The sequence below is a fragment of the Streptomyces sp. NPDC052079 genome (assembly GCF_040680275.1).
GTDB lineage: Bacteria > Actinomycetota > Actinomycetes > Streptomycetales > Streptomycetaceae > Streptomyces.
In genome coordinates, this window is record NZ_JBFAWL010000001.1 from 674,607 (window position 1) to 700,176 (window position 25,570).

Consider the following 25,570-nt stretch of genomic DNA (forward strand, 5'->3'; position numbering starts at 1 on the left):
TTGTCGATCGACGGGCCGGACTCCCCTGAGGGGGTCCGGCCCGTCTCGCATGTCACTACGCCGGTACCCGCTGGGCCGGCTGCCGCTCCGGTGCCCAGCAGCGGATGATGTCGCGCACCGAGACGATGCCGGCGGGCTCGCCCCGGTCCAGGACGATCAGATGGCGGAAACCGCCGTGGGTCATGGCGACCGCTGCCTCCTCCAGGGTCCAGGCCGGGGCGGCGAAGACGACGTCGGTGGTGGTGTGGGCGTGGGCGCGCTCGGCGTCCGGGTCCTGGCCGAGCCCGAGGGAATTGAGGACGTCCCGTTCGGTGAGGATGCCGATGCCGGTGCCGTCGGGATCGAGGACCACGGCTGCGCCCACCCGGCGGGCGGACATCAGGGCGGCGGCCTGTCGGAGCGTGTGCGCGGGGCCGATGGTGAGGACCACGGTGCTCATGGCGTCACGGACGAGCATGGATGGAGCCACCTCCTTCCGGAAAACGCGAGGTCACGGGCGGGGACGCCCGCTCGTTCGCGATTTCACAAATGCACAAGTGGGGGGACTCTCAGAGTGGCAGGCAAAGCGGGGGTCAACAAGAGGGCGTGTGCGGCGGGTTGGGGGCGTGCGCGCGGATCTGCCGCCGCTCAGTAGCGCTGGTTGAGGTACCCCAGCAGCTCGTCGTGGAGCAGCCCGTTCGATGCCGCCGCGTTGCCGCTGTGCGGTCCCGGGCGGCCGTCGAGGCCCGTGAACGTGCCGCCGGCCTCCGTGACGACGATCGAGGTGGCCGCCATGTCCCAGAGCATCAGCTCCGGTTCGGCGCACAGGTCGACCGACCCCTCGGCGACCATCATGTACGGCCAGAAGTCGCCGTACGCGCGCGTGCGCCACACCTCGCGGGTGAGGTCGAGGAAGCCGTCCAGCCGCCCCTGTTCCTCCCAGCCGCTGATCGAGGAGTACGCGAAGGAGGCGTCGGAGATCTTGGAGACGCGCGAGACCTGCAGCCGGGAGGCCGACGACAGACTGCGGCCGGCGAAGGCGCCATGCCCTTGCGCGGCCCACCAGCGCCGGCCGAGAGCGGGGGCGGAGACGACCCCCACGACCGGCTGGAAACCACCCTCACCGGCCTCCATCAGCGAGATCAGCGAGGCCCAGACGGGAACACCGCGGACGTAGTTCTTGGTGCCGTCGATCGGGTCGATCACCCAGCGCCGCGGCCCCGTGCCCTCCACCCCGTACTCCTCGCCGAGGACCGCGTCCCTCGGACGGGCGCGCTGGAGATGGCCGCGGATGAGCTCCTCGGCGGCCTTGTCCGCCTCACTCACCGGCGTCATGTCCGGTTTCGTCTCCACCTTGAGGTCGAGGGCCTTGAACCGGTCCATCGTCGCGGCGTCGGCGGCGTCCGCGAGGACATGGGCGAGACGCAGGTCGTTGAGGTAGTCGGGCATGCAACGAACGGTATCTGCCGAGGTCGGTGCGGGGCTACCGGGGGCGGAGCCCGAGACCCCTTGACAGTGCCGGACGGCGCGTCAAATCTGAACGGCGGGACCGGCCGCTCGCCCCAAGGGAGGCGAAGATGCCTGCAGCGCGGGAATCTCTGCTGGACGCCGCTTACACGGCACTGGCACGCCGGCCGTGGTCCGCGGTCCGCATGGTGGACGTGGCCGCCGCGGCCGGAGTCTCCCGGCAGACGCTGTACAACGAGTTCGGCAGCAAGGACGGTCTCGCCCGGGCCCTCGTCCGCAGGGAGGCCGACGGCTTTCTGGCCGGCGTCGACCGCGCCCTCGCCGGCCACACCGACCCGCGGGACCGCCTGACCGCGACCGCCGAGTGGACGACCTCCAGCGCACGCGCGAATGCCCTGGTCCGCGCCATGCTGACCGGCTGCTGGAGCGAACGCCTGCCGATGCCGGCCCTCGCGCCCGTACCGTCCGGTTCCGTCGTGCCCGCCCAGCGCCGCGCCGACGGCCCGCTGCCCTCACCCGCCGACTTCGTCGCCCTCGTCCGCGACCGCGCCGTCGCCGCCCTGGCCGGCCCCGGCGTCCCCAGGAACGACACCGCCGACCTGGCCCGCTCCTGCGAACTCGTGGTCCGCCTCGCCCTGTCCTGCGTCGCCGCACCACCGGCCGACAACGGTGTCGCCGACCTGGTGCGCGGCGCCCTGCACCGGCAGCCGGTGCCGTAGAAACCGCTGAGACCCCTCGCGGGGGCTAGTGGGCGGACCCCGAAAGCTGCAGTCCGATCACACCGAGGATCACCAAGGTGATCGACACGATCTTCAGCGTCGAGACCAGGTCGCCCAGGAACACCATGCCGTAGATGGCCGTACCCGCCGCGCCGATGCCCGTCCACACCGCGTACGCCGGCCCCACGTCCAGCTTCTTCAGCGCCAGGGTCAGCAGACCGAAGCTGCCCAGCGCGAACGCGCAGAAGGCGATGGTCGGCCACAGCCGGGTGAAGCCGTGCGAAAGCTTCAGGCACACGGCGAAGCCGGTCTCGAGCAACCCGGCCACGATGACCAGCAGCCACGCCATGTGCAGTCCTCCCGCTGTCTCACGTACAGTGACCGCTTCGCCGGGTTCGGCAGGTTCGGGTCCGGCTCGGTGCGATTATGCACTTACCGTCCGCACCCCATGACAAACCCGCGAGGGTCAGTCGCCTTCCGTAGGCTCCCGCGTCGCCAGCAGTCGGCGCAGCGAGTACAGCCGGGCCGGGTCCGCGTGACCCTCGGCCACCCAGGCGTCCAGCGCGCAGTCCGGCTCGTCATGGCTGCACGCGCGCGGACAGCCCTCCGTGCCCGGCTCCAGATCGGGGAAGGCATGGATGACCCGGGACGGGTCGACATGGGCGAGCCCGAACGACCGCACTCCCGGGGTGTCGATCACCCAGCCCTCCGCGCCCGACAGCGGCAGCGCCAGCGCGGAGGTCGTCGTGTGCCGCCCCCGCCCGGTCACCGCGTTGACCAGGCCGGTCGTACGCCGCCGCTCCGGCGGCACCAGCGCGTTCACCAGGGTCGTCTTGCCGACCCCGGAGTGCCCCACGAACGCCGTGATCCGGCCGTCCAGGTGCTCCCGCACCCGGTCCGCGGCCGTGCCGCTCTCCAGCTCCGCACGGCTGGTGACGACATAGGGGATGTCCAGGTCGCCGTAGAGCTCCAGCAGCTTGTCGGCCGGTGCGAGGTCCGACTTGGTGAGCACCAGCAGCGGCTCGAGCCCGCCGTCGAACGCCGCGACCAGACAGCGGTCGATCAGCCGCGGGCGGGGTTCGGGATCGGCGAGGGCGGTGACGATGGCGAGCTGGTCGGCGTTGGCCACGACCACCCGCTCATAGGGGTCGTCGTCATCGGCGGTACGGCGCAGCACCGAGGTGCGCGGCTCGATCCGCACGATCCGCGCGAGGGTGTCCTTCTTGCCGGACAGGTCGCCCACGATCGCCACCCGGTCACCGACCACCGCCGCCTTGCGGCCCAGCTCGCGGGCCTTCATCGCCATCACGGTCCGGCCCTCGACGAGGCAGGTGAGCCGGCCCCGGTCGACGGTGAGGACCATTCCCTCGGCGGCGTCCTCATGCTTGGGCCTGATGTGGGTGCGCGGCCGGTTGCCCCTGCGGTTGGGGCGCGAGCGGATGTCGTCCTCGTCGGTGTGCTTGCCGTAGCGGCGCATGGCGGACCCCTATGCCCCCAGCATCCCGGTCCACAGATCGGGGAAGTCCGGCAGCGTCTTCGCCGTGGTCGCCACGTTCTCGATCTGCACGCCGTCGACCGCCAGGCCGATGACCGCGCCCGCGGTGGCCATGCGGTGGTCCTCGTAGGTGTGGAAGACCCCGCCGTGCAGCCGGCGCGGGCGGATGTGGAGACCGTCGGCGGTCTCCGTGACGTCGCCGCCGAGCTCGTTGATCTCCTTGGTGAGCGCGGCCAGGCGGTCCGTCTCGTGCAGCCGCAGATGCGCCACGCCCCGCAGGGTCGACGGGGAGTCCGCGAGCGCCGCGACGGCCGCGATGCCCGGCGTCAGCTCGCCGACCTCGCCGAGGTCCACGTCGATGCCGTGGATCGACCCGGAGCCGGTGAACACCAGACCGAACTCGGTCAGCTCGCAGGAACCGCCCATCTCCGTGAAGATCTCCCGCAGCCGGTCACCGGGCTGGGTGGTGCGGGCCGGCCAGTCCGGGACGACGACCTTCCCGCCCGTCACCAGGGCTGCCGCCAGGAACGGCTGGGCGTTGGACAGGTCCGGCTCGACGGTCAGGTCCCGGCCCAGCAGGGCGCCCGGGGTGACCCGCCAGACGTTGGGCTCGCCGCCCGACTCCGGGGTGTCGACCTGGGCGCCCACCGCGCGGAGCATGTCGACGGTCATCCGGATGTGCGGCAGGGACGGCAGCGTCGCGCCGGTGTGCCGGACCTCGACGCCCTGGTTGAACCGGGGCGCGGAGAGCAGCAGCGCGCTGACGAACTGGGAGGACGAGGACGCGTCCACCTCCACCGTGCCGCCGTCCAGGGCGCCCCCGCCCTGAACCGTCATCGGCAGCGCGCCGCGGTCGTCGTCGTCGATCCGGGCGCCCAGGTGACGCAGCGCGTCGATGACTCCGTTCAGGGGACGCTCGTACGAGCGGGGGTCGCCGTCGAACCGGACGGGACCGTCGGCCAGCGTGGCGACCGGAGGCAGGAACCGCATCACCGTGCCGGCGTTGCCGACGTCGACGGTGGCCTGGCCGTGCAGACCCGTCGGGAGCACCCGCCAGGCCTCGCCGGTGCCGTCGGGGCCCACGCCTTCCTCGATCTCGATGCCCATGGCCCGCAGGGCGCCCGCCATCAGCAGGGTGTCGCGGGAACGCAACGGGCGGCGCAGCCAGCCCGGCTCGGAGGCGAGGGCGGCGAGCACGAGGGCACGGTTGGTGACCGACTTGGACCCGGGCACGTGGACCGTCGCGTCGACGGCTCCGCTCGCGTGCGGGGCGGGCCAGAGGGCGGTGTGTGCGGGGTTCGGGGCCATGGGGCCCACTTTATAAGGAGGCCCGGGGGCAGGCCGTCCTCCGGATGCGGCTGCGCCGTGAAGAGCTACCGCCCGAACAGCTACAGCTCCAGGAGCCACCTGCCGCCGCCCAGCAGCGCGCACAGCGACACCGCGTGGAAGAGGAACAGCCACAGGCCCGCGGGGACATGCGTCAGCCGCGACAACTGGTCCGCGTCCGAGTCCCCCGCGCCGCCGCGCGCCCGCTTGGCCTGGAGCTCGAACGCCGGGCGCACCCCTCCCAGCAGCAGGAACCACACCACGGCGTACGCGAACGCCGCCTGCACCTGGGGCCCTGCCAGCCAGGACACCAGGACGAACGTGCCGCCCGTGACGAGCAGCGACACCGCGCCGTATGCGTTGCGGATCATCACCAGCATCGCTACGAGCAGCGCCGTGGCCAGCCACAGCAGCAATGTGATGCGCCCCACGCCGAGCAGCGCGGCGCCGCCGAGGCCCAGCAGCGGGGGCGCGGTGTAGCCGGAGGCGGCGGTGAGGATCATGCCGATGCCGTCCGGCTTGCCCCGGCTGACGGTCAGGCCGCTGGTGTCCGAGTGCAGGCGTATCCCCGTCAGGGTGCGGCCGGTGAGCAGGGCCACCAGGCCGTGCCCGCCCTCGTGGGCGATGGTGATGGCGTTGCGGGAGATCCGCCACGGCCCGTGCGGTACGACGACGGCGGCCGCGGCGACCAGTGTGGCGACGACCACCCATATGTCGGGGTCGGGCTGGGTGCCGGAGACCTCGTCCCAGAGGGAGCCGAGCGAGGCGGCCGCGGTGCTGACCATGCTGTCCATGCGTTTCGGATCGCTCCCTCTGGGCGTACGGGGTCCAGCAGTGTTGCACGAATGTACGGTCGATGTCTGAGACGCCGATGGAACGGAGACCGTTCCTGACCGGCAAACGGGCAGGCCAGGGGCGGCGTCCCCGATGCCCTCGGGAGCTCCCGGCCGGCCGCTGGCCCTCAGGAACCCGCCCGCTCGTGATGCCCGCGCACGGCGAGGGCGGCGGTCGGCACGGAGGCGTTGGCGACGCACCCGTCGACGTACGACCCCCTGGTCGGCACCCGCCCGCTGCCGCCGGTCCCGCCGCCGAGCGTTGTGCGCGCCGCGGGGGAGGGCGCTGGTGCCGGACGCCGGCCGGTGCGGACCTCCCTGGCCTCCTACTGCTGGACCGAGGACCGAGGTCGAATTGCGCGCCGCCGCCCGGGTGATCGCCGGCCGGGTCGATCCTCGCGGCAGGCTGCCCGTCCCCAACATTCAGCGGGCCGACGACCCGGCCAAGGTCCGCTCCGGGCGCGGCCTGTCGTACGACGACTGACGGGCGGGACCGGGCCGCGCGCCTGGTCGGCCGCTCAGGCCACGCGTCGCTCGTCCTTGGACACCGCCAGCACCCGCCCGTGCTCGTCCTCCGGCCGGCCGGGACGGGCCCGTCTCGTTCCGCTGCCGGGTCGAGCTGAGGTGCCAGGTCACCGACCCCGCCGCAGTGGTGGCACGGGGCAGCGACATGGGCGCCGCCTGGCACGGCCAGCTCCCCGGTGACCGTACGGGCGTGCAGGGCCCCCCGGTCTGGCGGACGCGACACCGCGCGGGAGGCCGGCGGAGGGGGCATCGCTGGTCTCCTACGTCCCCGGCGGCATACGACCGACCGGCGCCCGCGGCCGGCGCGGCACCCCTCCCCGGTCGCGGCCGACTCGCCCGCGCCGAAAGAGCCCGCGGAACTGCGGCCGGGGAATCGCCGAAGAGGATCGACCGGGTGCGCCCCGCCCCGGGGGAGCAGCCAGCTCGGCGGACCCGGAGGAGACGCCCCGGGCCATAGGGCCGAGGAGGTGCGCCGGCCAGGTGCCGCCCGGGTGCTGCGGCACCCTCCCCGGTTGCGGCCGGTGCGGGATCCTTCCGCGGTTGCGGCCGGTGCGGCACCCCTCCCCGGCCACCGCCGCGCGCGGGACCGGCACCGGGAACACGGCAGCCCCTCGGACCGTTGCGTCGCTTGCGTAGGGTGTGAGGGTCGTTTTACAGGTGTGGACGGGGATGGAGATGTGCGGACGGTACGCGGCGAGTCGTAGGCCCGATGATCTCGCCGGAATCTTCGGGATCGAGAAGTGGGAGCCGGGGGAGACCCTGGAGCCCGACTACAACGTGGCGCCGACCAAGGAGGTCTACGCCGTACTCGACCGTGCCCTGAAGGACGCGCAGGACCCACGCCCGGTCCGCCAGCTGCGGAAGCTGAAGTGGGGACTGGTGCCCTCGTGGTCCAAGACCCCCGAGGGCGGCGCCCGGATGATCAACGCCCGCGCGGAGAGCGTCCATGAGAAGCCGTCCTACCGCCGCGCCTTCTCCTCCCGGCGCTGCATCCTCCCCGCCGACGGCTATTACGAGTGGGTCACCGGCAAGCAAGAGCGGGACCTGGAGGTCGAGGGGAAGAAGAAGCGGCCCCGCAAGCAGCCCTACTTCGTGACGCCGGCCGACGGCTCCGTCTTCGCCATGGCCGGGCTGTACGAGTTCTGGCGGGACCGGACGCTACCGGACGACCACCCGGGCGCCTGGTGGGTGACGTGCTCCGTCATCACCACCGAGGCGGAGACCGGCCCGCTCGCCGTGTCCCCCGCGGACGGCCCGCGCGCCCTCGCCGAGATCCACCCGCGGATGCCGCTGATGCTGACCCCGGACCGCTGGGACGCCTGGCTGGACCCGTCCCGCACGGACACCGACGAGCTTCGCGAGCTGCTCGCCCCGCCGCCCCCCGGCCTGATGCGCGCCTACCCGGTCACCACGGCCGTCAGCAACGTCCGCAACAACGGGCCGGAGCTGCTGAAGGAGCTGGCCGCGCCGGAAGAGGGCACACTCTTCTGACGTGACCCACGACACCACAGAGACGGTCCAGAGCGTCGAGACGGACGCCGGTACCGCCCGCATCACCTGGCACCCTGCCGTGCGCCACGCCCGCCTCGTCCTTGCGCTGAGCCACGGCGCCGGCGGCGGCATCGGCGCCAGGGACCTCCAGGCGCTCGCCGCCGAGCTGCCCGCGCACGGGGTGACCGTCGCCCTTGTGGAACAGCCCTGGCGGGTGGCCGGCAAGAAGGTCGCCCCCGCCCCGAAGACCCTGGACACCGGCTGGCGGGGCATCTGGCCCGCGCTGACCGGCCCGGGCCTGCCGGTGATCGCGGGCGGACGCAGCGCCGGCGCCCGCGTGGCCTGCCGCACCGCCGGGGAACTCGGCGCCCACGCGGTGCTCGCCCTGAGCTTCCCCCTGCATCCGCCCGGAAAGCCGGAGAAGTCCCGGGCCGACGAGCTGCTGGGCGCCGGCGTGCCCACCCTCGTCGTCCAGGGCGGCAACGACCCGTTCGGCACCCCCGGGGAGTTCCCCGAGGGCAGCTGCGAACTGGTGGAGGTGCCCCACGCCGATCATGGTCTCGCCGTGCCCAAACGGGCGGACCTCACGCAGGACGAGGCCCTGGCGGTGGTCACGGACGCGGTCGTGCGCTGGACCGGCACGCTCGGCTGAGGCGCCGGGAATGTCAGGGCAACCTCTGCTGTTGGGAGGGACGTAACTGCCGGTCAACGGCACCACCGTCGTAGGAGAGGAAGTCTGCCGCATGGGTTCCACGTTCTGCCCGAGCCGCAGTCCCCGCGCCGACCTGGACTGGACGGTGCTGCACGCGGCCAGGACCGCCCCGATCCGGGCGGCGGGCGGACCGGATCGTCGTCTATCCTCCGATTCGGGCGAGACCGGTTATGGTCTCGCGACAACATCGGAGGAGGTGGGTCCGGTTCCCGGTACCGACGCAGGGACCGAACACGGCCAGGCGGAGCAGCCCGAGGGCCGGGGCGGCGCGGGCGCGGAGTCGGCCGCGGAGCGCAGCGCGCGCTTCGAGCGGGACGCGCTCGAGTTTCTCGACCAGATGTACTCGGCCGCGCTGCGCATGACGCGCAACCCGGCCGACGCCGAGGACCTGGTGCAGGAGATGTACGCCAAGGCGTACGCGTCCTTCCACCAGTTCCGTGAAGGCACCAACCTCAAGGCGTGGCTGTACCGGATCCTCACCAACACCTTCATCAACTCGTACCGCAAGAAGCAGCGCGAGCCCCAGCGCAGCGCGGCCGAGGAGATCGAGGACTGGCAGCTCGCCCGTGCCGAGTCGCACATGTCCACGGGGCTGCGCTCCGCGGAGTCGCAGGCGCTGGACCACCTGCCCGACTCGGACGTCAAGGAAGCACTGCAGGCGATCCCCGAGGAGTTCCGCATCGCGGTGTATCTCGCCGATGTCGAGGGCTTTGCCTACAAGGAGATCGCGGACATCATGGCCACACCCATCGGTACGGTGATGTCCCGACTGCACCGGGGCCGCCGCCAGCTGCGCGGCATGCTGGAGGGCTACGCGCGTGAGCGCGGACTGGCCCCGGCGGGTGCCGGAGAGTCGAACGAAGCGAAAGGCTCGGGGTCATGAGCTGCGGAGAGCCGCACGAGACGGATTGCAGCGAAATCCTCGATCATCTCTACGAGTTTCTCGACCGTGAGATGCCGGATGACGACTGTGTGAAGTTCGAGCACCACTTCGAGGAATGCTCGCCGTGCCTGGAGAAGTACGGGCTCGAGCAGGCGGTGAAGAAGCTCGTCAAGCGCTGCTGCGGGCACGACGACGTGCCCGGCGACCTGCGCTCCAAGGTCATGGGCCGGATCGAGCTGATCCGTTCCGGCCAGGCCGTGCCCGACCAGGACGTCACGACCTCACCGGCCGCACCGCAGGAGTCCTGACACCTCACGGTGTCGCCGCGTGTCCCCGCCCCTGTCACTCGTACGTGCTAATCCGCGGGTTATCGGCCCGTGGATGCACCTGCCCCCGGCCTAGGCTCCAGAGCCTGGCAGACGGCGGACCGAGTGCCGCGGGCACGGTCGGGGGTGGGGGCTCATGGAGGCGTTACCGGCGCGGGCCAAGGTGTATGTCGCCGGAGTCACCCTGCCGGCCCTGCTCTGTCTGGTCCCGCCGCCGGTACTGGCGGCACCGGGAGCCCTCCCGGACGTCCCCGTCCCCTGGTGGCCGGTCGTCCTGCTCGCCGCGCTGTACGCCGGATGCGAGCGCCTCGCCCGGTCACGCCTCGTCGCCGCCCCGCACCCGGGCGGCACCTTCCACCCCGTCCTGCTCGCCGGGGCCTTCCTGCTGCCGCCGTACGCCGCCGCGCTGGTCGCGCTGCCCGGGGCGCTGCTGCTTCCCGTGGAGCAGCGGCCGTACCCGGCGGCGCGCAGGCTATGGCGGGCCGCTCAGCTGGTGCTCGCCGTCTGGGCGGCTAGCCGCGTCCACACGGCGGCCGGAGGACCCGGCACGGTGGCGGACTGCGACGTACCGGGCGCGCTGGCGACGGCCGGGGCCGCGGTCCTGGCGTTCTGCCTGGTGCTCACCCTGCTCGACGGAGGCATCCCGGCGACGGCGTCCGGCGGGCCCCCGCGCGGACGGCCGACGGCGGCCCCCGCCGCGTGGTGGCGGCACTTCCTGAGGTCGCTGGCGCCGCTCACCGTGCATGGCCTCGCCGGACTCATGATGGCGCTGCTGTGGCGCAGCGCCTACGGCCCCATGGCGGCGCTCCCGGTGCTGCTGCCGATGGGCGTCTCGTGGTGGGCGTTCGCCCAGTACCACCGGGAGCGGGCCGCCCACCAGGCCACGATCCGCGCGCTCGTCCAGGCCGTCGACATCAAGGACGGCTACACGCGCGGACACAGCGAGCGCGTCGGACGGGCGTCCATGATGATCGCGCGGGAACTGGGCCTGGACGACGAACGGGTCGAGGTGCTGCGCTTCGCAGGCATCCTGCACGACGTCGGCAAGCTCGGCGTCCCCACCCGGCTGCTGACCAAGAACGGCCCGCTGACCCCCGAGGAACGCCGGGTGATCGAACTGCATCCCGAGTACGGGCACGAGATGGTGCGGGGGATCTCCTTCCTCGGCGAGGCCCGCGCGGCGGTACTGCACCACCACGAGCGGCTGGACGGCTCGGGCTACCCCTACGGGCTGGCGGGCGGTCAGATCCCCGAACCCGCGCGGGTGGTCGCGGTCGCCGACGCCTTCGACGCGATGACCTCCAACCGCTCCTACAGCAGGGCACGGCCCGTGCCCGCGGCGCTCGAGGAGCTCCGCCGGTGCGCGGGCACCCACTTCGACCCGCGGATGGTCGGCGCGCTGGCCCGCGCCATCGGCCGGTCCGGCTGGCACCCGGCGGTGACCGCCGACGACGACCGCTCCACCGCCCCGCCCGGGCCCGCCGCACCGGTGACCGACCGGTCCGGGGCACGACGGTGAGGCCGCGGCTGCACACCGTCGTGCACCTGTGTGCCGCCGTCCTCGCGACCGGCTCCCTGGGCGGCACCCTCTACCACGGCCTCGAGGAACGGGGCGCCGCCCTGGCGTTCGGGGTGCTGGTCACGGTCGGCGAGCTCACCCGGCGCAACGGGACCCGCATCCGGGAGGCCGCACCCCTGGCCGCCGCGGGCTCCCTGTCGTACGCGCTGCTCACCGAGACCGCGGGGCGGCCCACCCACCACGGCGCCGCCCAGGTCGTCACCGTGGTGCTCGCCGCGTCCCTGCTCGGCAGCGTGCCGCATGTCGGGCGCGGCGACGGGCCGGCCCTCGACCCGGCGGCCCGCCGGGTGCTGACCGTCGGCTTCGTCGCCCTGTGCTTCCAGCCCCTGGACAACCGGGGCGCCTTCGACGACTGGGGCGGCTCCGCCCACGCGCTGCTGCTGCTCGCCCTGCTGTCCCTCACCGCGCTGTGCGACGCCGTGCTCGCCGCCGCCCTGGCGCACTCCCGTACCGGCTGGCCCTTCCTGCCGATGCTGCGCGACGAACTGCGGGCCGTTCCCGGCATCGGGGCCGCCGTCATCGCCACCGGCGCGGTGATGGCGCTCGGGGTCGCGGTCGTGGGCCTGTGGGCGCTGCCCGTCTTCTCCGTGCCCCTGTTGCTCGCCCAGCTGTCCTACCGGCGGTACGCCGCCGTCCGCGCCACCTACCGGCAGACCATCGCCTCCCTCGCGCGGGCCACCGAGATCGCCGGGTACACCCCCGCCGGCCACGCCCGCCGGGTCGCCGCGCTGAGCCAGGCGGTGGGCCGGGACCTCGGACTGACCGAGCCCGAGCTGACCGTGCTGGAGTACGCGGCGCTGATGCACGACATCGGGCAGCTCAGTCTCGTCGACCCGGTCCCCGCGGGGGCCACCGCCGGCCTTCCGGTCTCCGAGCAGCGGCGGATCGCGCTGCTCGGCGGCGCCGTGGTGCGGCAGACCGGGGTCGACCCCCGGGTGGCCGGGATCGTCGAGCGCCAGGCCGATCCGCACCGGGAGCAGCCGCTCGCCGCGCGGATCGTCCGGGTGGTGAACGCGTACGAGGAGAAGTCCCGGGAAGGAGGACCCGGCGGGCCGCTGACCGCGCTGGAGGAACTGCGGCTCGCTACCGCCGGGGAGTACGCGCCGGAGGTCGTCGAGGCGCTGGCCCGGGTGCTGTCACGGAACACGGAGGGGGCCCATGCACAGGGGGACCGGACGTGATGAGAGCCTCGCCCGGGACTGTCTGACCCCGTGCGAGGCTGGGTAACCCATGGGTAATGAGCGTCCGTGTGGCCGTACGTGGTTGGATGCGAAGGAGAGGGTGTCCGGGGGCGCGGATCGGTACAGCCGGCCCACCGAACGGAACTGGCAGGCGGGAATCGTGAGGATCTTCGGCAAGGGACGGCACCGGCCCTCCGCCTCCTGGCGGCAGGCCACGGATCGCGCGTTCACGCTCATCGGCGACGGCCGGTACGAGGACGCGGGCGCGTTGCTGACACGTGCCGCCGATCTGGAACCCTGGCTCTCGGAGTCCTGGTTCAATCTCGCGCTGCTGCACAAGTTCCGGCACGACTGGGAACAGGCGCGCTCGGCCGGCCTGCGCGCCGTGGCGCTGCTCGACCGCGGCACCGGGGCTCCCGACTGGTGGAACGTCGGCATCGCCGCCACCGCCCTGCAGGACTGGCCGCTGGCGCGGCGGGCCTGGCAGGCCTACGGGCTGAAGGTGCCGGGACCGGCCACCGACTCCGGTGAGCCCCTCGGCATGGACCTGGGCAGTGCTGCCGTACGGCTGTCCCCGGAGGGGGAGGCGGAGGTCGTGTGGGGGCGGCGCCTCGACCCCGCCCGGATCGAGGTGCTGTCCATTCCGCTGCCGTCCTCCGGGCGCCGCTGGGGCGAGGTCGTCCTGCACGACGGGGTGCCGCACGGCGAGCGCAGCACCGCCGCCGGGCACACCTACCCGGTGTTCGACGAGATCGAGTTGTGGGCGCCGTCGCCGGTGCCGACGTGGGTGGTGCTGCTGGAGGCCGCCTCCGAGAGCGACCGGGACGCGCTGGAACAGCTGGCCTCCGACGCCGGTTTCGCCGCCGAGGACTGGTCGTCGTCCGTGCGGCTGCTGTGCCGGATGTGCTCGGAGTCCCGGATGCCGTCCGACGAGGGCGAGGGCGAGCACCTGGACCCGCACGACCACAGCGAGCCGGGGCACCCCGGCCCCCTCGGCCACCGTACGGACGGGCAGTTGTGGGTGCCAGAACGCGAGTGCGGGATCGCCGCGCCGGCTTCGCTGGTACGGGGGCTGCTGGACGGGTGGGTCGCGGACAGCCCGGACTCGCGGGACTGGCGCGATCTCGAAGAGGTCTGTTAGGGGCGGGCGCGCAGAGCGTTCCCCGTACCCTGTATCAGCATCACCCCCGGATTTTCCCAGGAAGGCACACCTCCGTCATGGCTCAGCAGGACACCGATCAGCAGCACGCGGGCGTGCTCCCCGTCGACGACGAGGGGTACGTCATCGACACGGAGGACTGCGAGGAGCGCGAGGCGGCCTGGCGCGAGCGCGGCACCTCGCGTCCGATCACGGTGGTCGGCAACCCGGTGCTGCACAAGGAGTGCAAGGACGTCACCGACTTCGGCGAGGAGTTGCAGCAACTGGTCGCCGACATGTTCGCCAGCCAGCGCACGGCCGAGGGCGTGGGCCTGGCCGCCAACCAGATCGGCGTCGACCAAAAGGTCTTCGTCTACGACTGCCCGGACGACGAGGGCGTGCGCCACGTCGGCGTGATCTGCAACCCGAAGCTGGTCGAACTGCCCGCCGAGCAGCGCCGGCTCGACGACAACAGCGAGGGCTGTCTGTCGGTGCCGACCGCCTACGCGCCGCTGGCCCGCCCCGACTACGCCGAAGTGACCGGACAGGACGAGAAGGGCAACCCGGTCCGGGTACGCGGCACGGGCTACTTCGCGCGGTGTTTGCAGCACGAGACGGACCACCTCTACGGCTACCTGTACATCGACAGGCTCTCCAAGCGTGAGCGCAAGGCGGCGCTGCGGCAGATGGCCGAGAACGAGCCGCGCTACCCCGTGGTCGCCAACGACTGACGACCCGACGCAGCCCCTCCGTTTCCTCGCGCACGGCGCCCGACCGGACACCACTCCGGTCGGGCGCCGTTCGTCTGTGCGTGCCGAAAGGTAGTGAAAGAAGCAAATCCGTTCCCACAGCGGTCAGTTGTGGTGCTGAATGGAGGTGCGGCGATACGCAGGCGTGCGCCCGGCTCGGGGGGCGGGCGCACGCCAACTGGCGGCTGAGAGGGGATTGTTCGTGCATGCTTTGTCACACGGCACCACATCGACACCGACCACCATCGCGGTTCCACCGGCGCTGTCTCTTCCGGTGATCGAGACGGCGTTTCCCCGGCAACTCCACCCGTATTGGCCGAAGCTTCAGGAAACGACCAGGGCGTGGCTGCTCGAAAAGCGGCTCATGCCGGCGGACAAGGTGGAGGCATATGCCGATGGCCTGTGCTACACCGACCTTATGGCGGGGTACTACATAGGCGCCCCCGACGAGGTCCTGCAGGCGATAGCGGACTACAGCGCGTGGTTCTTCGTCTGGGACGACCGGCACGACCGCGACATCGTGCACGGCCGCCCCGCCGCCTGGCGGCGGCTGAAGAACCTGCTGCACAGGGCCCTCGACAGCCCCAACGACCATCTGCGTCACGAGGATCCGGTGGTCGCGGGGCTCGCGGACGGCGTACGACGGCTCTACGCCTTCCTGCCGGGCAGCTGGAACGCCCGGTTCGCCCGGCACTTCCACGAGGTGATCGAGGCGTACGACCGGGAATTCGACAACCGCACGGAGGGGGTCATCCCCACCGTCGAGGAATACCTGGAACTGCGTCGCCTCACCTTCGCGCACTGGATTTGGACGGATCTCCTGGAACCCAGTGCGGGCAGTGAACTGCCGGACGGAGTGCGAAAGAATCCGGCCTACCGGAAGGCGGCGCTGCTCAGTCAGGAATTCGCCGCCTGGTACAACGACCTGTGCTCGCTGCCGAAGGAAATCGCGGGCAGCGAGGTGCACAATCTCGGCATCAGTCTCGTCACGCACGAGGGACTGACACTCGAAGAGGCGATCGCCGAAGTAAGGCATCGCGTCGAGGAATGCATCCGCGAATTCCAGAATGCGGAGAGCGAGGCATTACGGTTCGCCGACTCCCTCGACGACGGCACCGTCGGAGGAAAGGAAACGAGCGCCGCCGTTCGCACCTGTGTCGGCAACATGCGGAACTGGTTCAGCTCCGTCTACTGGTTCCACCACGAGTCCGGCCGGTACCGGATCGACAGCTGGGACGACCGGTCCACGCCCCCGTACGTCAACAACGAAGCGGCAGGTGAGAAATGACCGTCGAGTCGGTGAATCCCGAGGCGTCCGCGACGACCGCACTGTCCGAGCCGCCCCTGGCCGGCGGAGGAGTCCCCCTCCTCGGCCACGGCTGGAAGCTGGCCCGCGATCCGCTGGCCTTCCTGTCCGGGCTGCGCGACCACGGAGACGTCGTGCGCCTGAAACTGGGACCGAAGACGGTGTACGCCGTCACCGCCCCCGCCCTCACCGGGGCGGTGGCCCTGAGCCCCGACTACATCATCGCCGGACCCCTGTGGGAGTCCCTGGAGGAGCTGCTCGGCAAGGAGGGCGTCGCCACCGCCAACGGCGCGCTGCACCGGCGCCAGCGCCGCACCATCCAGCCCGCCTTCCGGCTCGACGCGATCCCCGCCTACGGGCCGATCATGGCGGAGGAGTCGTACGCGCTCGTGGACCGCTGGCGCTCCGGCGAGGCGCTGGACATCACGGCGGAGTCCTTCCGGCTGGCCGTCCGGGTCACCGCCCGCTGCCTGATGCGCGGCAGCTGCGTGGGCGACCGGGCCGACCGCATCTGCACCGACCTCGCCACGCTGTTCAGCGGCATGTACCAGCGCATGGTGGTACCGCTCGGACCGCTGTACAAGGTGCCGCTCCCGGCCAACCGGGAATTCAATCGGGCCCTGTCCGATTTGCATGTCCTGGTGGACGAGATCGTCGCCGAACGACGGGCAAGCGGTCAAAAGCCGAACGATTTGCTGACGGCTTTGCTGGAGGCGAAGGACGACAATGGCGAGCCCATAGGTGAACAGGAGGTGCACGATCAGGTCATCGCCATCCTCACCCCCGGCGCCGAAACCATCGGATCCACGGTGATGTCCCTCCTCCTGGTTCTCACCGAGCACCCGGAACTGGGCGACAAGATCCGCGACGAGGTGAAAACCGTCGTCGGTGACCGCCCCGTCGCATTCGAGGACGTCCGAAAGCTGACGTACACCGCGAATGTCATCACCGAGACCCTGCGGTTGTATCCGGCCGTCTGGATATTGACGCGCCGCGCGGTGGCCGACACGGAACTCGGCGGATACCGCATTCCCAAGGGGGCGGACCTCATCTACAGCCCGCACGCCGTCCAGCGGGACCGGCGGTCGTACGAGCGGCACGAGGAGTTCGACCCGGACCGCTGGCTTCCCGAACGGTCCAAGGACGTACCCAAGTACGCGATGAGCCCGTTCAGCGTGGGCAACCGCAAGTGCCCCAGTGACCACTTCTCGATGGCCGAACTCACGCTCATCACCGCGGCGGTCGCCTCCGCCTACCGGTTCGAGCACGCGCGCGGCTCCGACCCCCGGCCCCGGATCGGCATCACGCTCCGGCCGCGCCGGCTGATGCTGCGGGCGCTGCCCCGCTGACCTGCCGGCCGGCGCGCGGTCAGGCGGCCTCCGGGCCCCGGAACGCGCGCCGGTAGGCCTGCGGGGTGGTGCCCACGGCGCGCACGAAGTGGTGGCGCAGCGCCGCCGCGTTGCCGAAGCCGGTGCGGCCCGCGATCGCGTCCACCGTCTCGTCCGTCGCCTCCAGCAGATGCTGGGCCAGCAGCACCCGCTGGCGCAGGATCCAGCGATACGGCGTGGTGCCGGTCTCCTGCTGGAAGCGGCGGGCGAAGGTGCGCGGGGACATATGGGCGCGGGCGGCGAGCTGCTCCACGGTGACCTCCTCGTCGAGGTGCCGCTCCATCCACACCAGCACTCCGGAGACGGTGTCGCCCCCGGGCGGAGGCAGCGGGCGCTCGATGTACTGGGCCTGGCCGCCGTCGCGGTGCGGGGGGACCACCATGCGCCGGGCGATCTTGTTGGCGACCTCCGGACCCTGCTCCTTGCGCACCAGATGCAGACAGGCGTCGATCCCGGCGGCGGTGCCGGCGGAGGTGATCACCGGGTCCTCGTCGACGTAGAGCACGTCCGGTTCCACGGTGAGATGCGGATAGCGCCCGGTCAGCTCCTCCGCGTGCTTCCAGTGGGAGGTGACCCGCCGACCGTCGAGGAGCCCGGCGGCGGCGAGCACGAACACCCCGGAGCAGACGCTGAGCACCCGGGCACCCCGGTCCACGGCCCGGCGCAGGGCGTCCAGCAGCTCGGGCGGGAACTCCTGGGAGACGTAGGAGGCACCGGCGGGCACGGTGATCAGGTCCGCCGTCTCCAGACGCTCCAGGCCGTGCTCGAGCCGCAGCGCGAAACCCGTGGTGCAGCGCACGGTCGGGCCGTCGGCCGAGACGACGGCGAAGTCGTAGCCCGGCAACCCGTCGTCACTGCGGTCGACGCCGAAGACCTCGCAGACGACACCGAGTTCGAAGGGATTCACGCCGTCGAGGACGACGGCGGCCACGTTTTTCAGCATGGCTCCAGTGTGCCTCGCCTTTGGCAGTAAATCGAGGGTACCCGGCAGTCCTGCCACTGCCGGTCAGGAGTGTTGCGCGCGACAGTGGTGACATGGATACGACGCAGACGGAAGCACTGATCGCGATGGTGGCCGTTCTCGGCCTGTTCGTCCTCACGACCCTCCCCGCCCTCCTCGGCATCGCGCGTGACCGCCGGATCGACCGGCAGATCAAGCGGGCCGAGGAGGCCCGCGCGGCCGCCGAGCGCCCCGTCGCCCCGCCGCCGGCCCGCCCGGAGGAGGGTGCCGCCCCACACCGCACCGCAAGGGCGGCATGAGACGGCACTGGGGTGCACAGGTCCCCCGAGGTCCCCGTCAGAAGTCCTCGTCCAGGTCGACCGTGCCCTCCACGGCGACCTGGTACGCGGACGGACGCCGCTCGAAGAAGTTCGTCAGCTCCTGGACGCCCTGGAGCTCCATGAAGGAGAACGGGTTCTCCGAGCCGTACACCGGCGCGAAGCCCAGCCGCACCAGCCGCTGGTCGGCGACGCACTCCAGGTACTGCCGCATCGACTCGGTGTTCATGCCCGGCAGTCCGTCCCCGCACAGATCGCGCGCGAACTGCAGTTCCGCCTCGACCGCCTCGCGCAGCATGTCGGTGACCTGCTGCCCGAGTTCCTCGTCGAAGAGGTCCGGCTCCTCCTTGCGCACGGTGTCGACCACGTCGAAGGCGAAGGACATGTGCATCGTCTCGTCGCGGAACACCCAGTTGGTGCCGGTAGCCAGCCCGTGCAGCAGGCCCCGGCCGCGGAACCAGTACACGTAGGCGAAGGCGCCGTAGAAGAACAGCCCCTCGATGCACGCGGCGAAGCAGATCAGGTTCAGCAGGAAGCGGCGGCGGTCCGCCCGTGTCTCCAGCCGGTCGATCTTCTCCACCGAGTCCATCCACCGGAAGCAGAATTCGGCCTTCTCCCGGATGGACGGGATGTTCTCCACGGCCGCGAAGGCCGCCGCCCGGTCGTCCGGGTCGGGCAGATACGTGTCCAGCAGCGTCAGATAGAACTGGACGTGCACCGCCTCCTCGAACAGCTGCCGGGAGAGATACAGCCGCGCCTCGGGCGAGTTGATGTGCTTGTACAGCGTCAGCACCAGGTTGTTCGCCACGATCGAGTCGCCCGTCGCGAAGAACGCGACCAGCCGTCCGATCAGGTGCCGCTCCTTGGGACTGAGCTTCGCCAGATCGGCGACGTCCGAGTGCAGGTCCACCTCCTCCACATGCCAGGTGTTCTTGATGGCGTCCCGGTAGCGCTCGTAGAAGTCCGGGTAGCGCATGGGGCGGAGCGTCAGCTCGAAGCCGGGGTCGAGCAGGTTCTTGTCGGTCATCACTGGCAGGCCTCGCAGGACTCGGGGTTTTCCAGGGAGCAGGCGACCGCTTCGGGCTCGGGCGTCCGCTCGACGGGGACGGGGATGGGGACGGTGGCGCGCGCCGCCCGGGCGATCCGGGTCGCCGGGCGGGAACGCAGGTAGTACGTGGTCTTCAGGCCCTGCTTCCAGGCGTAGGCGTACATCGAGGAGAGCTTGCCGATGGTCGGTGTCTCCAGGAACAGGTTGAGCGACTGCGCCTGGTCCAGATACGGGGTGCGGGCGGCGGCCATGTCGATCAGACCGCGCTGCGGGATCTCCCACGCCGTGCGGTACAGCCGGCGCACCTCCTCGGGGATCCACGCGAAGTCCTGCACTGAGCCCCCCGCCTCGCGCAGTGCCTCACGGGTGCGCGCGTCCCACACGCCGAGCGCCTTCAGATCGTCCACCAGGTACGAGTTCACCTGGAGGAACTCCCCGGACAGCGTCTCGCGCTTGAACAGGTTGGACACCTGCGGCTCGATGCACTCGTACACCCCGGCGATCGACGCGATGGTGGCGGTGGGCGCGATCGCCAGCAGCAGCGCGTTGCGCATCCCGGTGGCCGCGATCCGCGTCCGCAGCGCCGCCCAGCGCTCCGGCCAGGCCGGCTCGACGTCGTAGTGGTCGGGGTGCAGCACGCCCCGCGCGGTGCGGGTCTTCTCCCACGCGGGCAGCGGGCCGTCGCGTTCGGCCAAATCGGCGGAGGTCTCGTAGGCGGCGAGCATGATCCGCTCGGCGATCTTCGTGGACAGGGCCTTCGCCTCCGGGGAGTCGAAGGGCAGCCTCAGCCGGAAGAAGACGTCCTGCAGGCCCATGGCGCCGAGACCCACGGGCCGCCACCGGGCGTTGGAACGGCCCGCCTGCTCGGTCGGGTAGAAGTTGATGTCGACGACCCGGTCGAGAAACGTCACGGCCGTACGCACCGTCGCGTCGAGGCGCTCCCAGTCGATGTCCCCCCGCTCCACGAAGGCACCGAGGTTGACCGACCCCAGGTTGCAGACCGCCGTCTCCCCGTCGTCGGTGACCTCGAGGATCTCCGTGCAGAGGTTCGAGGAGTGGATCACGTGGCCCGCGGTCGCCGTCTGGTTCGCCGTCCGGTTGGCGGTGTCCTTGAACGTCATCCAGCCGTTGCCGGTCTGCGCGAGGGTGCGCATCATCCGGCCGTACAGCTCCCGCGCGGGGAGCGTCCTGCGCGCCAGGCCCTTCGCCTCCGCGGCCCGGTACGCCGCGTCGAACTCCTCGCCCCACAGATCGACCAGCTCCGGGACGTCCGCCGGGGAGAACAGCGACCACGGCCCGTCGGCGTCCACCCGGCGCATGAACTCGTCCGGCACCCAGTGCGCGAGGTTCAGGTTGTGCGTACGGCGGGCGTCCTCACCGGTGTTGTCGCGCAGCTCCAGGAACTCCTCGATGTCGGAGTGCCAGGTCTCCAGGTAGACCGCCGCCGCGCCCTTGCGCCGCCCGCCCTGGTTCACGGCCGCGACCGAGGCGTCCAGCGTCTTCAGGAACGGGACGATGCCGTTGGAGTGCCCGTTGGTGCCGCGGATCAGCGAACCCCGCGAGCGGATACGGGAGTAGGCCAGGCCGATGCCGCCCGCGTGCTTGGAGAGCCGGGCGACCTGGTGATAGCGCTCGTAGATGGAGTCCAGCTCGTCCTTGGGGGAGTCCAGCAGATAGCAGGACGACATCTGCGGGTGACGGGTACCGGAGTTGAACAGGGTGGGGGAGGACGGCAGATACTCCAGGCGGCTCATCAGCGTGTACAGCGCCGCGACCTCCTCCACCGCGCGGGCGCTGTCGTCCTCGGCGAGACCGGCGGCGACCCGCAGCAGGAAGTGCTGCGGCGTCTCGACGACCTTGCGGGTGACCGGGTGCCGCAGCAGATAGCGGCTGTGCAGGGTGCGCAGGCCGAAGTAGCCGAAGCGGTCGTCCGCGCGGGGGTCGATCAGCGCGTCGAGCCGGTCCCCGTAGAGCCGGACGAACGCGGCGGTCCGGTCGGCGACGAGACCCTCGCGGTGCCCGGTCGCGACGGACCGGGTGAACGAGGTGACGCCCTGGGAGGCGGCCTCCGCGCGGATGCCGATGGTCAGCAGCCGGGCGGCGAGCCGGGAGTAGGCGGGGTCCTCGGAGATGAGCCCGGCCGCCGCCTCGGTGGCCAGTTCCCGCAGCTCCGGCTCGCCGGCATCCGTGGACCGGCCGCGCAGCGCGGCGGCGGCGACCCGGCCGGGGTCGGCGTCGGGCAGGTCGGCGGTCAGCTCGGTCAGGGTCCGCAGCAGCGCGGCACCGGGGCCGCCGCTCTCCTCGGTCACGCCGGTCGCTGAAGCCGGATCGGCTGGCGCGATGGTCACGTGGGGCTCTCCCTCGCTCGGCACGGGGGCCTCGAAGAGCGCAGGGGGCAGCACACGAGCGCACGGGGCGTCGCGTCCACCGGCCCATTCCGCGAGGCCCGGACGTCAGGGCACCCGACCGGACGGCCGGGCGCACTGTCGGCAGGTCCTCGGACTGACGCCCATGCGCCCGCGAGTGGGCAGGCATGGGTACACCGTTGCGGGACAGTTCCGGATTCGCACCGGATTCCCCTGCGGCGACAGCGAGCATGAGCATACATCTTGTGCCCGGTGTCGCCGACAGACCCATATGTTGTGCCGGGTCGGTGTCAGAGCGTCAACTCGTAGGTGAGGAGCAGGATGTCGTCCAGCTCCGGCAGCGGGTTCCAGTCCCGCTCCGGGGTGCGGGTGAAGCCCAGCCGCTCGTAGATGCGGTGGGCGGAGTGCATGGTGCGCTGGGTCGACAGCACGATCCGCGCACACCCCTCGATCGCCCGTGCCCGCTCGACACAGGCGCGCACGAGAGCCTCCCCGGCGCCGCGGCCGCGGCCCGCGCGGGCCACCGCCAGCATCCGGATCTCCGTCTCGCCCGGCCCCGCTATGTCGGCCATCGGCCCGGGGCCCGGCACGAAGGTCACCCCGCCCAGCAGCGCCCCGCGCTCCGTGGCGACCAGTACCTCGGCCGCGGCCGCCCGCTTCGCCACGTCGCGCAGCTCGCCGAGGTACGCGTCGCTCTCCCCGAAGTCCAGCAGTCCGTCCAGCAGATAGGCCCCCGCGGTGATCTCACCGAGCTCCTCGTACTCGCCGGCCCGCACCGGCCTGATGACGATGTCCATGGGGGGAGTGTGCCGGACGGGTACGACGACGGGCCGCCGGATGTCTCCGGCGGCCCGTCGTGCGATGCGGCTACGGCGTCAGTGGCTGCTGCCCGCCGTGGCCGGCGGAAGCTCCACCTGGACTCCGGGGTCGCCCGCGTCCACCGTGTAGTCCTCCGGCTTGGTCTGGTCGATGCCCTCGGGCGCCTTGAGGGCCCGCAGGACGAAGGTCAGGACGACCGTGACCACGACGTTGAGCACGAAGGCGGTGAGACCGATGTAGCCGATCTCGCCGATGCCCGGGATCTCGTCCGACGACCCGCCGAAGTGCTTCTGCGTCGGCGAGGCCACCCCGTACGCGGCGGCGGTGCCGTAGATCATGCCGACGGCCCAGCCGCCGATCAGCGCCCAGCGGTGGAACCAGCGGGTGAACAGGCCGCCCACCAGCGCCGGGAAGGTCTGCAGGATCCAGATCCCGCCGAGGAGCTGGAAGTTGATCGCGACCGTCTTGTCCATGGTCAGGACGAAGAGCAGCGCGCCCACCTTCACCAGCAGGGACACGATCTTGGAGACCTGGGTCTCCTGATGGGGCGTCGCGTCCGGCTTGATGAAGTCCTTGTAGATGTTGCGGGTGAACAGGTTCGCCGCCGCGATGGACATGATCGCCGCCGGCACCAGCGCGCCGATGCCGATCGCCGCGAAGGCCACGCCCGCGAACCAGTCCGGGAACATGTTCTCGAACAGCTGCGGAATGGCCAGCTGGCCGTTGCTGACCTTGACCCCGGCCGCGATGGCCATGAAGCCGAGCAGCCCGAGCAGCCCCAGCATCAGCGAGTACAGCGGCAGGATCGTGGTGTTGCGGCGGATCACCTCACGGCTGCGCGAGGACAGCGTCGCGGTGATCGAGTGCGGGTACATGAACAGCGCCAGCGCGGAGCCGAGCGCCAGCGTGGCGTACGTCCACTGGTTCGCCTCGTCCGGTACCAGCGCACCGCGCGGTTTGCCCGTGGCCGGGTTGGTCTGGCTGTAGGCCTCCCGCGCGGAGGCGAAGATCTCGTCGAAGCCGCCCAGCTTGACCGGGATGTAGATGATCGCCACCACGATGACGATGTAGATCAGCGTGTCCTTCACGAAGGCGATCAGAGCGGGAGCGCGCAGCCCCGAGGAGTATGTGTACGCGGCCAGCACACCGAAGGCGAGCAGGATCGGCAGGTCCTTGACGAACCAGTTGGTGTTCTCGCCGCCGCCGACGCCCATCACGTCCAGCACGGCCTGGATACCGACCAGTTGGAGCGCGATGTAGGGCATCGTCGCCAGGATGCCGGTGACCGCGACGGCCAGTGACAGGCCCTTCGAGCCGAACCGGCCGTGTACGAAGTCGGACGTCGTCACATAGCCGTGCTTGTGCGACACCGACCAGAGCCGGGGCAGGAAGGTGAAGATCAGGGGGTACACCAGGATCGTGTACGGCACCGCGAAGAAGCCGGCCGCGCCCGCCGCGTAGATCGCCGCCGGTACGGCGACGAAGGTGTAGGCGGTGTACAGGTCGCCGCCCAGCAGGAACCAGGTGACCCACGTTCCGAAGGAGCGCCCGCCCAGGCCCCACTCGTCGAGACTGTGCTCGTTCTCGGCCTTGCGCCAGCGCGCGGCCATGAACCCCATGGCCGTGACGAGCAGGAAGAAGAAGATGAAGACGGCCAGTGCCACGCCGTTCACGCCGTCGTTCACTGCGACGCACCGCCCTTCGAGGCCGAGCGGGCGCGCTGGTCACGCCGCCACAGATGGAAGGCGATCATCGTCAGCGCGGTGGAGATCAGCACCCACAGCATCTGGTACCAGTAGAAGAACGGGATACCGATGAGAACGGGGTCGGTCTTCGCGTACGAACCGACCCACAGCAGGGCCACGAACGGTGCGACGAGACACAGGGCGATGACGACGCGCACAGGCGTCACCACCGGCCCTCCTGGGTTTTCTGGAGCTTGCGACATCAGACGGCTACCGTCCCCTCACTGATCACCGGCGGTCATGCGCGGCAATGTAGGTGAGGGCGCGGCGCGGTCGTAACCCCTCGCCTGCAGAGCGGTATTCAGGCGCCACCCAACCGAGAGGCAACAGCAACGAAAACCTTGTCAACCACCCCATGTGTCCGGACATGACGGCACTTTCGCGTGGTCCCGCGGCTCAGTCCTGGGGACGCTTCAGACGCGCGACGAACTTGTAGCGGTCGCCCCGGTACACCGACCGCACCCACTCCACCGGCTGCCCGTCGCGGTCCCGCGAGTGCCGGGACAGCATCAGCATCGGCAGGCCCACGTCGGTGCCCAGCAGGCCGGCCTCCCGCGGGGTGGCCAGGGACGTCTCGATCGTCTCCTCGGCCTCCGCCAGATGGACGTCGTACACCTCGGCGAGGGCGGTGTAGAGGGAGGTGTACTTCGTCAGGCTGCGGCGCAGCGCGGGGAAGCGTTTCGCGCTCAGATGGGTGGTCTCGATGGCCATCGGCTCACCGTTGGCCATACGCAGCCGCTCGATGCGCAGCACCCGGCCGCCGGGCGTGATGTCGAGCAGCCCGGCGAGCCGGTCGTCGGCCGTGATGTAGCCCAGGTCGAGCAGCTGCGAGGTGGGTTCCAGCCCCTGGGCGCGCATGTCCTCGGTGTATGAGGTGAGCTGGAGCGCCTGGGAGACCTTGGGCTTGGCGACGAACGTGCCCTTGCCCTGGATGCGCTCGAGTCGCCCCTCGACCACCAGCTCCTGGAGCGCCTGGCGCACGGTGGTGCGCGAGGTGTCGAACTCCGCCGCCAGCGTGCGCTCGGGCGGGACCGGCGTGCCGGGCGGCGCCGTTTCGGTCATGTCCAGCAGGTGTTTCTTCAGCCGGTAGTACTTGGGCACACGCGCCGTACGGACCGTAGTCCCACCCTCGTTCTCCGCACTGCTGACGTCGGTGCTCATGCTCTGCCTTCCCGGCTCCGGATGCCGAAACGACCGACATCCCCATCGGCCACGGC

26 protein-coding genes and 1 riboswitch are annotated in these 25,570 nt (G+C 71.3%); of the genes, 13 read left to right on the forward strand and 13 right to left on the reverse strand.

The features are described 5' to 3' along the window. Nucleotides 1–55: 55 nt before the first annotated feature. Complete coding sequence (locus AB0L56_RS03260) at nucleotides 56–457, reverse strand: CBS domain-containing protein (RefSeq protein WP_361029125.1); 402 nt, start codon at nucleotides 455–457, stop codon at nucleotides 56–58. Nucleotides 458–627: 170 nt separating this feature from the next. Further along, entirely contained in the window at nucleotides 628–1,428 is an 801-nt protein-coding gene (gene hisN / locus AB0L56_RS03265; RefSeq protein WP_361029122.1) for a histidinol-phosphatase, read from the reverse strand. Between the two features lie 128 nt (nucleotides 1,429–1,556). On the opposite strand from hisN, the gene AB0L56_RS03270 reads away from it, so the two are divergent. Then, nucleotides 1,557–2,165 (forward strand): TetR/AcrR family transcriptional regulator, encoded by a 609-nt coding sequence (locus AB0L56_RS03270; RefSeq protein WP_361029119.1) that lies wholly within the window; start codon nucleotides 1,557–1,559, stop codon nucleotides 2,163–2,165. A gap of 25 nt (nucleotides 2,166–2,190) precedes the next feature. On the opposite strand, the gene AB0L56_RS03275 is transcribed toward AB0L56_RS03270, so the two are convergent. From AB0L56_RS03275 to AB0L56_RS03290, 4 genes are all read right to left on the reverse strand, one after another. Continuing rightward, nucleotides 2,191–2,514 (reverse strand): multidrug efflux SMR transporter, encoded by a 324-nt coding sequence (locus tag AB0L56_RS03275; protein ID WP_106412534.1) that lies wholly within the window; start codon nucleotides 2,512–2,514, stop codon nucleotides 2,191–2,193. A 117-nt stretch (nucleotides 2,515–2,631) separates the two neighbouring features. Then, nucleotides 2,632–3,642 carry a ribosome small subunit-dependent GTPase A gene (rsgA, locus tag AB0L56_RS03280; RefSeq protein WP_361029116.1) on the reverse strand — a complete coding sequence of 337 codons (1,011 nt, stop codon included), beginning with the start codon at nucleotides 3,640–3,642 and terminating at the stop codon, nucleotides 2,632–2,634. Nucleotides 3,643–3,651: 9 nt separating this feature from the next. After that, a complete protein-coding gene (aroA, locus tag AB0L56_RS03285; RefSeq protein WP_365418334.1) occupies nucleotides 3,652–4,968 on the reverse strand; it encodes a 3-phosphoshikimate 1-carboxyvinyltransferase in 1,317 nt (438 codons plus the stop codon). Nucleotides 4,969–5,048: 80 nt separating this feature from the next. Continuing rightward, complete coding sequence (locus AB0L56_RS03290) at nucleotides 5,049–5,771, reverse strand: M50 family metallopeptidase (RefSeq protein WP_361029257.1); 723 nt, start codon at nucleotides 5,769–5,771, stop codon at nucleotides 5,049–5,051. 403 nt (nucleotides 5,772–6,174) lie between these two features. Between AB0L56_RS03290 and AB0L56_RS03295 the strand changes: the two genes are divergently transcribed. From AB0L56_RS03295 to AB0L56_RS03345, 11 genes are all read left to right on the forward strand, one after another. Then, nucleotides 6,175–6,303, forward strand: a complete 129-nt coding sequence (locus tag AB0L56_RS03295) for a hypothetical protein (RefSeq protein ID WP_361029261.1) — start codon at nucleotides 6,175–6,177, stop codon at nucleotides 6,301–6,303. Between the two features lie 716 nt (nucleotides 6,304–7,019). After that, nucleotides 7,020–7,835 carry an SOS response-associated peptidase gene (locus tag AB0L56_RS03300; RefSeq protein ID WP_365418855.1) on the forward strand — a complete coding sequence of 272 codons (816 nt, stop codon included), beginning with the start codon at nucleotides 7,020–7,022 and terminating at the stop codon, nucleotides 7,833–7,835. Between the two features lies 1 nt (nucleotide 7,836). Next, nucleotides 7,837–8,487, forward strand: coding sequence for an alpha/beta family hydrolase (locus AB0L56_RS03305; protein ID WP_365418337.1), 651 nt, complete (start codon nucleotides 7,837–7,839; stop codon nucleotides 8,485–8,487). A 256-nt stretch (nucleotides 8,488–8,743) separates the two neighbouring features. Next, a complete protein-coding gene (sigR, locus tag AB0L56_RS03310; protein WP_361029251.1) occupies nucleotides 8,744–9,430 on the forward strand; it encodes an RNA polymerase sigma factor SigR in 687 nt (228 codons plus the stop codon). Then, nucleotides 9,427–9,738 (forward strand): mycothiol system anti-sigma-R factor, encoded by a 312-nt coding sequence (gene rsrA / locus AB0L56_RS03315; protein ID WP_361029107.1) that lies wholly within the window; start codon nucleotides 9,427–9,429, stop codon nucleotides 9,736–9,738. Before sigR ends, rsrA begins: the two co-directional genes overlap by 4 nt. A gap of 154 nt (nucleotides 9,739–9,892) precedes the next feature. Then, nucleotides 9,893–11,275 (forward strand): HD-GYP domain-containing protein, encoded by a 1,383-nt coding sequence (locus tag AB0L56_RS03320; protein ID WP_365418340.1) that lies wholly within the window; start codon nucleotides 9,893–9,895, stop codon nucleotides 11,273–11,275. Beyond that, nucleotides 11,272–12,516, forward strand: coding sequence for an HD domain-containing protein (locus AB0L56_RS03325; protein ID WP_365418343.1), 1,245 nt, complete (start codon nucleotides 11,272–11,274; stop codon nucleotides 12,514–12,516). The genes AB0L56_RS03320 and AB0L56_RS03325 overlap by 4 nt, the downstream gene beginning before the upstream one ends. Before the next feature lie 160 nt (nucleotides 12,517–12,676). Continuing rightward, nucleotides 12,677–13,657, forward strand: coding sequence for a hypothetical protein (locus AB0L56_RS03330; protein ID WP_365418345.1), 981 nt, complete (start codon nucleotides 12,677–12,679; stop codon nucleotides 13,655–13,657). Between the two features lie 77 nt (nucleotides 13,658–13,734). Beyond that, entirely contained in the window at nucleotides 13,735–14,385 is a 651-nt protein-coding gene (gene def / locus AB0L56_RS03335) for a peptide deformylase (protein WP_361029095.1), read from the forward strand. A gap of 220 nt (nucleotides 14,386–14,605) precedes the next feature. After that, entirely contained in the window at nucleotides 14,606–15,691 is a 1,086-nt protein-coding gene (gene cyc1, locus AB0L56_RS03340; protein WP_365418858.1) for an epi-isozizaene synthase, read from the forward strand. After that, a complete protein-coding gene (locus AB0L56_RS03345; protein WP_365418349.1) occupies nucleotides 15,688–17,058 on the forward strand; it encodes a cytochrome P450 in 1,371 nt (456 codons plus the stop codon). The genes cyc1 and AB0L56_RS03345 overlap by 4 nt, the downstream gene beginning before the upstream one ends. A gap of 19 nt (nucleotides 17,059–17,077) precedes the next feature. Here the strand turns inward: AB0L56_RS03345 and AB0L56_RS03350 are convergent, their stop codons facing one another. Further along, nucleotides 17,078–18,040: a helix-turn-helix domain-containing protein gene (locus AB0L56_RS03350; RefSeq protein WP_361029090.1), complete on the reverse strand. Its 963-nt coding sequence runs from the start codon at nucleotides 18,038–18,040 to the stop codon at nucleotides 17,078–17,080. A gap of 92 nt (nucleotides 18,041–18,132) precedes the next feature. Here AB0L56_RS03350 and AB0L56_RS03355 point away from each other — a divergent pair, with 92 nt between their 5' ends. Continuing rightward, on the forward strand, nucleotides 18,133–18,357 hold the full coding sequence (locus AB0L56_RS03355; protein ID WP_365418352.1) for a hypothetical protein: 225 nt from the start codon (nucleotides 18,133–18,135) through the stop codon (nucleotides 18,355–18,357). A gap of 37 nt (nucleotides 18,358–18,394) precedes the next feature. Here AB0L56_RS03355 and AB0L56_RS03360 read toward each other — a convergent pair whose 3' ends face one another. The 6 genes from AB0L56_RS03360 to AB0L56_RS03385 all read right to left on the reverse strand — a co-directional run bounded on the left by AB0L56_RS03360 (nucleotide 18,395) and on the right by AB0L56_RS03385 (nucleotide 25,514). Next, entirely contained in the window at nucleotides 18,395–19,402 is a 1,008-nt protein-coding gene (locus AB0L56_RS03360; protein WP_361029084.1) for a ribonucleotide-diphosphate reductase subunit beta, read from the reverse strand. After that, entirely contained in the window at nucleotides 19,402–21,771 is a 2,370-nt protein-coding gene (locus AB0L56_RS03365; RefSeq protein ID WP_365418355.1) for a ribonucleoside-diphosphate reductase subunit alpha, read from the reverse strand. The genes AB0L56_RS03360 and AB0L56_RS03365 overlap by 1 nt, the downstream gene beginning before the upstream one ends. 122 nt (nucleotides 21,772–21,893) lie before the next feature. Next, nucleotides 21,894–22,065: riboswitch (cobalamin riboswitch) on the reverse strand. A gap of 14 nt (nucleotides 22,066–22,079) precedes the next feature. Continuing rightward, entirely contained in the window at nucleotides 22,080–22,586 is a 507-nt protein-coding gene (locus AB0L56_RS03370) for a GNAT family N-acetyltransferase (RefSeq protein WP_365418357.1), read from the reverse strand. Nucleotides 22,587–22,664: 78 nt separating this feature from the next. Continuing rightward, the gene (gene mctP / locus AB0L56_RS03375) at nucleotides 22,665–24,293 is read right to left on the reverse strand and encodes a monocarboxylate uptake permease MctP (protein WP_365418360.1); all 1,629 of its coding nucleotides are present in this window, start codon (nucleotides 24,291–24,293) and stop codon (nucleotides 22,665–22,667) included. Then, entirely contained in the window at nucleotides 24,290–24,556 is a 267-nt protein-coding gene (locus AB0L56_RS03380) for a DUF3311 domain-containing protein (RefSeq protein WP_361029073.1), read from the reverse strand. Before AB0L56_RS03380 ends, mctP begins: the two co-directional genes overlap by 4 nt. A gap of 193 nt (nucleotides 24,557–24,749) precedes the next feature. Next, nucleotides 24,750–25,514 (reverse strand): GntR family transcriptional regulator, encoded by a 765-nt coding sequence (locus AB0L56_RS03385; protein ID WP_365418364.1) that lies wholly within the window; start codon nucleotides 25,512–25,514, stop codon nucleotides 24,750–24,752. Nucleotides 25,515–25,570: the final 56 nt, after the last annotated feature.

What these genes read in the sequence shown, in the direction of transcription:
- AB0L56_RS03350 (WP_361029090.1), bottom strand. Translation starts at nt 18,040, where the DNA reads ATGCTGAAAAACGTGGCCGCCGTCGTCCTCGACGGCGTGAATCCCTTC.
- AB0L56_RS03290 (WP_361029257.1), bottom strand. Translation starts at nt 5,771, where the DNA reads ATGGTCAGCACCGCGGCCGCCTCGCTCGGCTCCCTCTGGGACGAGGTC.
- AB0L56_RS03275 (WP_106412534.1), bottom strand. Translation starts at nt 2,514, where the DNA reads ATGGCGTGGCTGCTGGTCATCGTGGCCGGGTTGCTCGAGACCGGCTTC.
- AB0L56_RS03270 (WP_361029119.1), top strand. Translation starts at nt 1,557, where the DNA reads ATGCCTGCAGCGCGGGAATCTCTGCTGGACGCCGCTTACACGGCACTG.
- AB0L56_RS03300 (WP_365418855.1), top strand. Translation starts at nt 7,020, where the DNA reads ATGTGCGGACGGTACGCGGCGAGTCGTAGGCCCGATGATCTCGCCGGA.
- AB0L56_RS03345 (WP_365418349.1), top strand. Translation starts at nt 15,688, where the DNA reads ATGACCGTCGAGTCGGTGAATCCCGAGGCGTCCGCGACGACCGCACTG.
- AB0L56_RS03385 (WP_365418364.1), bottom strand. Translation starts at nt 25,514, where the DNA reads ATGAGCACCGACGTCAGCAGTGCGGAGAACGAGGGTGGGACTACGGTC.
- AB0L56_RS03370 (WP_365418357.1), bottom strand. Translation starts at nt 22,586, where the DNA reads ATGGACATCGTCATCAGGCCGGTGCGGGCCGGCGAGTACGAGGAGCTC.
- rsrA (WP_361029107.1), top strand. Translation starts at nt 9,427, where the DNA reads ATGAGCTGCGGAGAGCCGCACGAGACGGATTGCAGCGAAATCCTCGAT.
- aroA (WP_365418334.1), bottom strand. Translation starts at nt 4,968, where the DNA reads ATGGCCCCGAACCCCGCACACACCGCCCTCTGGCCCGCCCCGCACGCG.
- hisN (WP_361029122.1), bottom strand. Translation starts at nt 1,428, where the DNA reads ATGCCCGACTACCTCAACGACCTGCGTCTCGCCCATGTCCTCGCGGAC.
- AB0L56_RS03380 (WP_361029073.1), bottom strand. Translation starts at nt 24,556, where the DNA reads ATGTCGCAAGCTCCAGAAAACCCAGGAGGGCCGGTGGTGACGCCTGTG.
- AB0L56_RS03260 (WP_361029125.1), bottom strand. Translation starts at nt 457, where the DNA reads ATGCTCGTCCGTGACGCCATGAGCACCGTGGTCCTCACCATCGGCCCC.
- rsgA (WP_361029116.1), bottom strand. Translation starts at nt 3,642, where the DNA reads ATGCGCCGCTACGGCAAGCACACCGACGAGGACGACATCCGCTCGCGC.
- AB0L56_RS03360 (WP_361029084.1), bottom strand. Translation starts at nt 19,402, where the DNA reads ATGACCGACAAGAACCTGCTCGACCCCGGCTTCGAGCTGACGCTCCGC.
- def (WP_361029095.1), top strand. Translation starts at nt 13,735, where the DNA reads ATGGCTCAGCAGGACACCGATCAGCAGCACGCGGGCGTGCTCCCCGTC.
- AB0L56_RS03355 (WP_365418352.1), top strand. Translation starts at nt 18,133, where the DNA reads ATGGATACGACGCAGACGGAAGCACTGATCGCGATGGTGGCCGTTCTC.
- AB0L56_RS03320 (WP_365418340.1), top strand. Translation starts at nt 9,893, where the DNA reads ATGGAGGCGTTACCGGCGCGGGCCAAGGTGTATGTCGCCGGAGTCACC.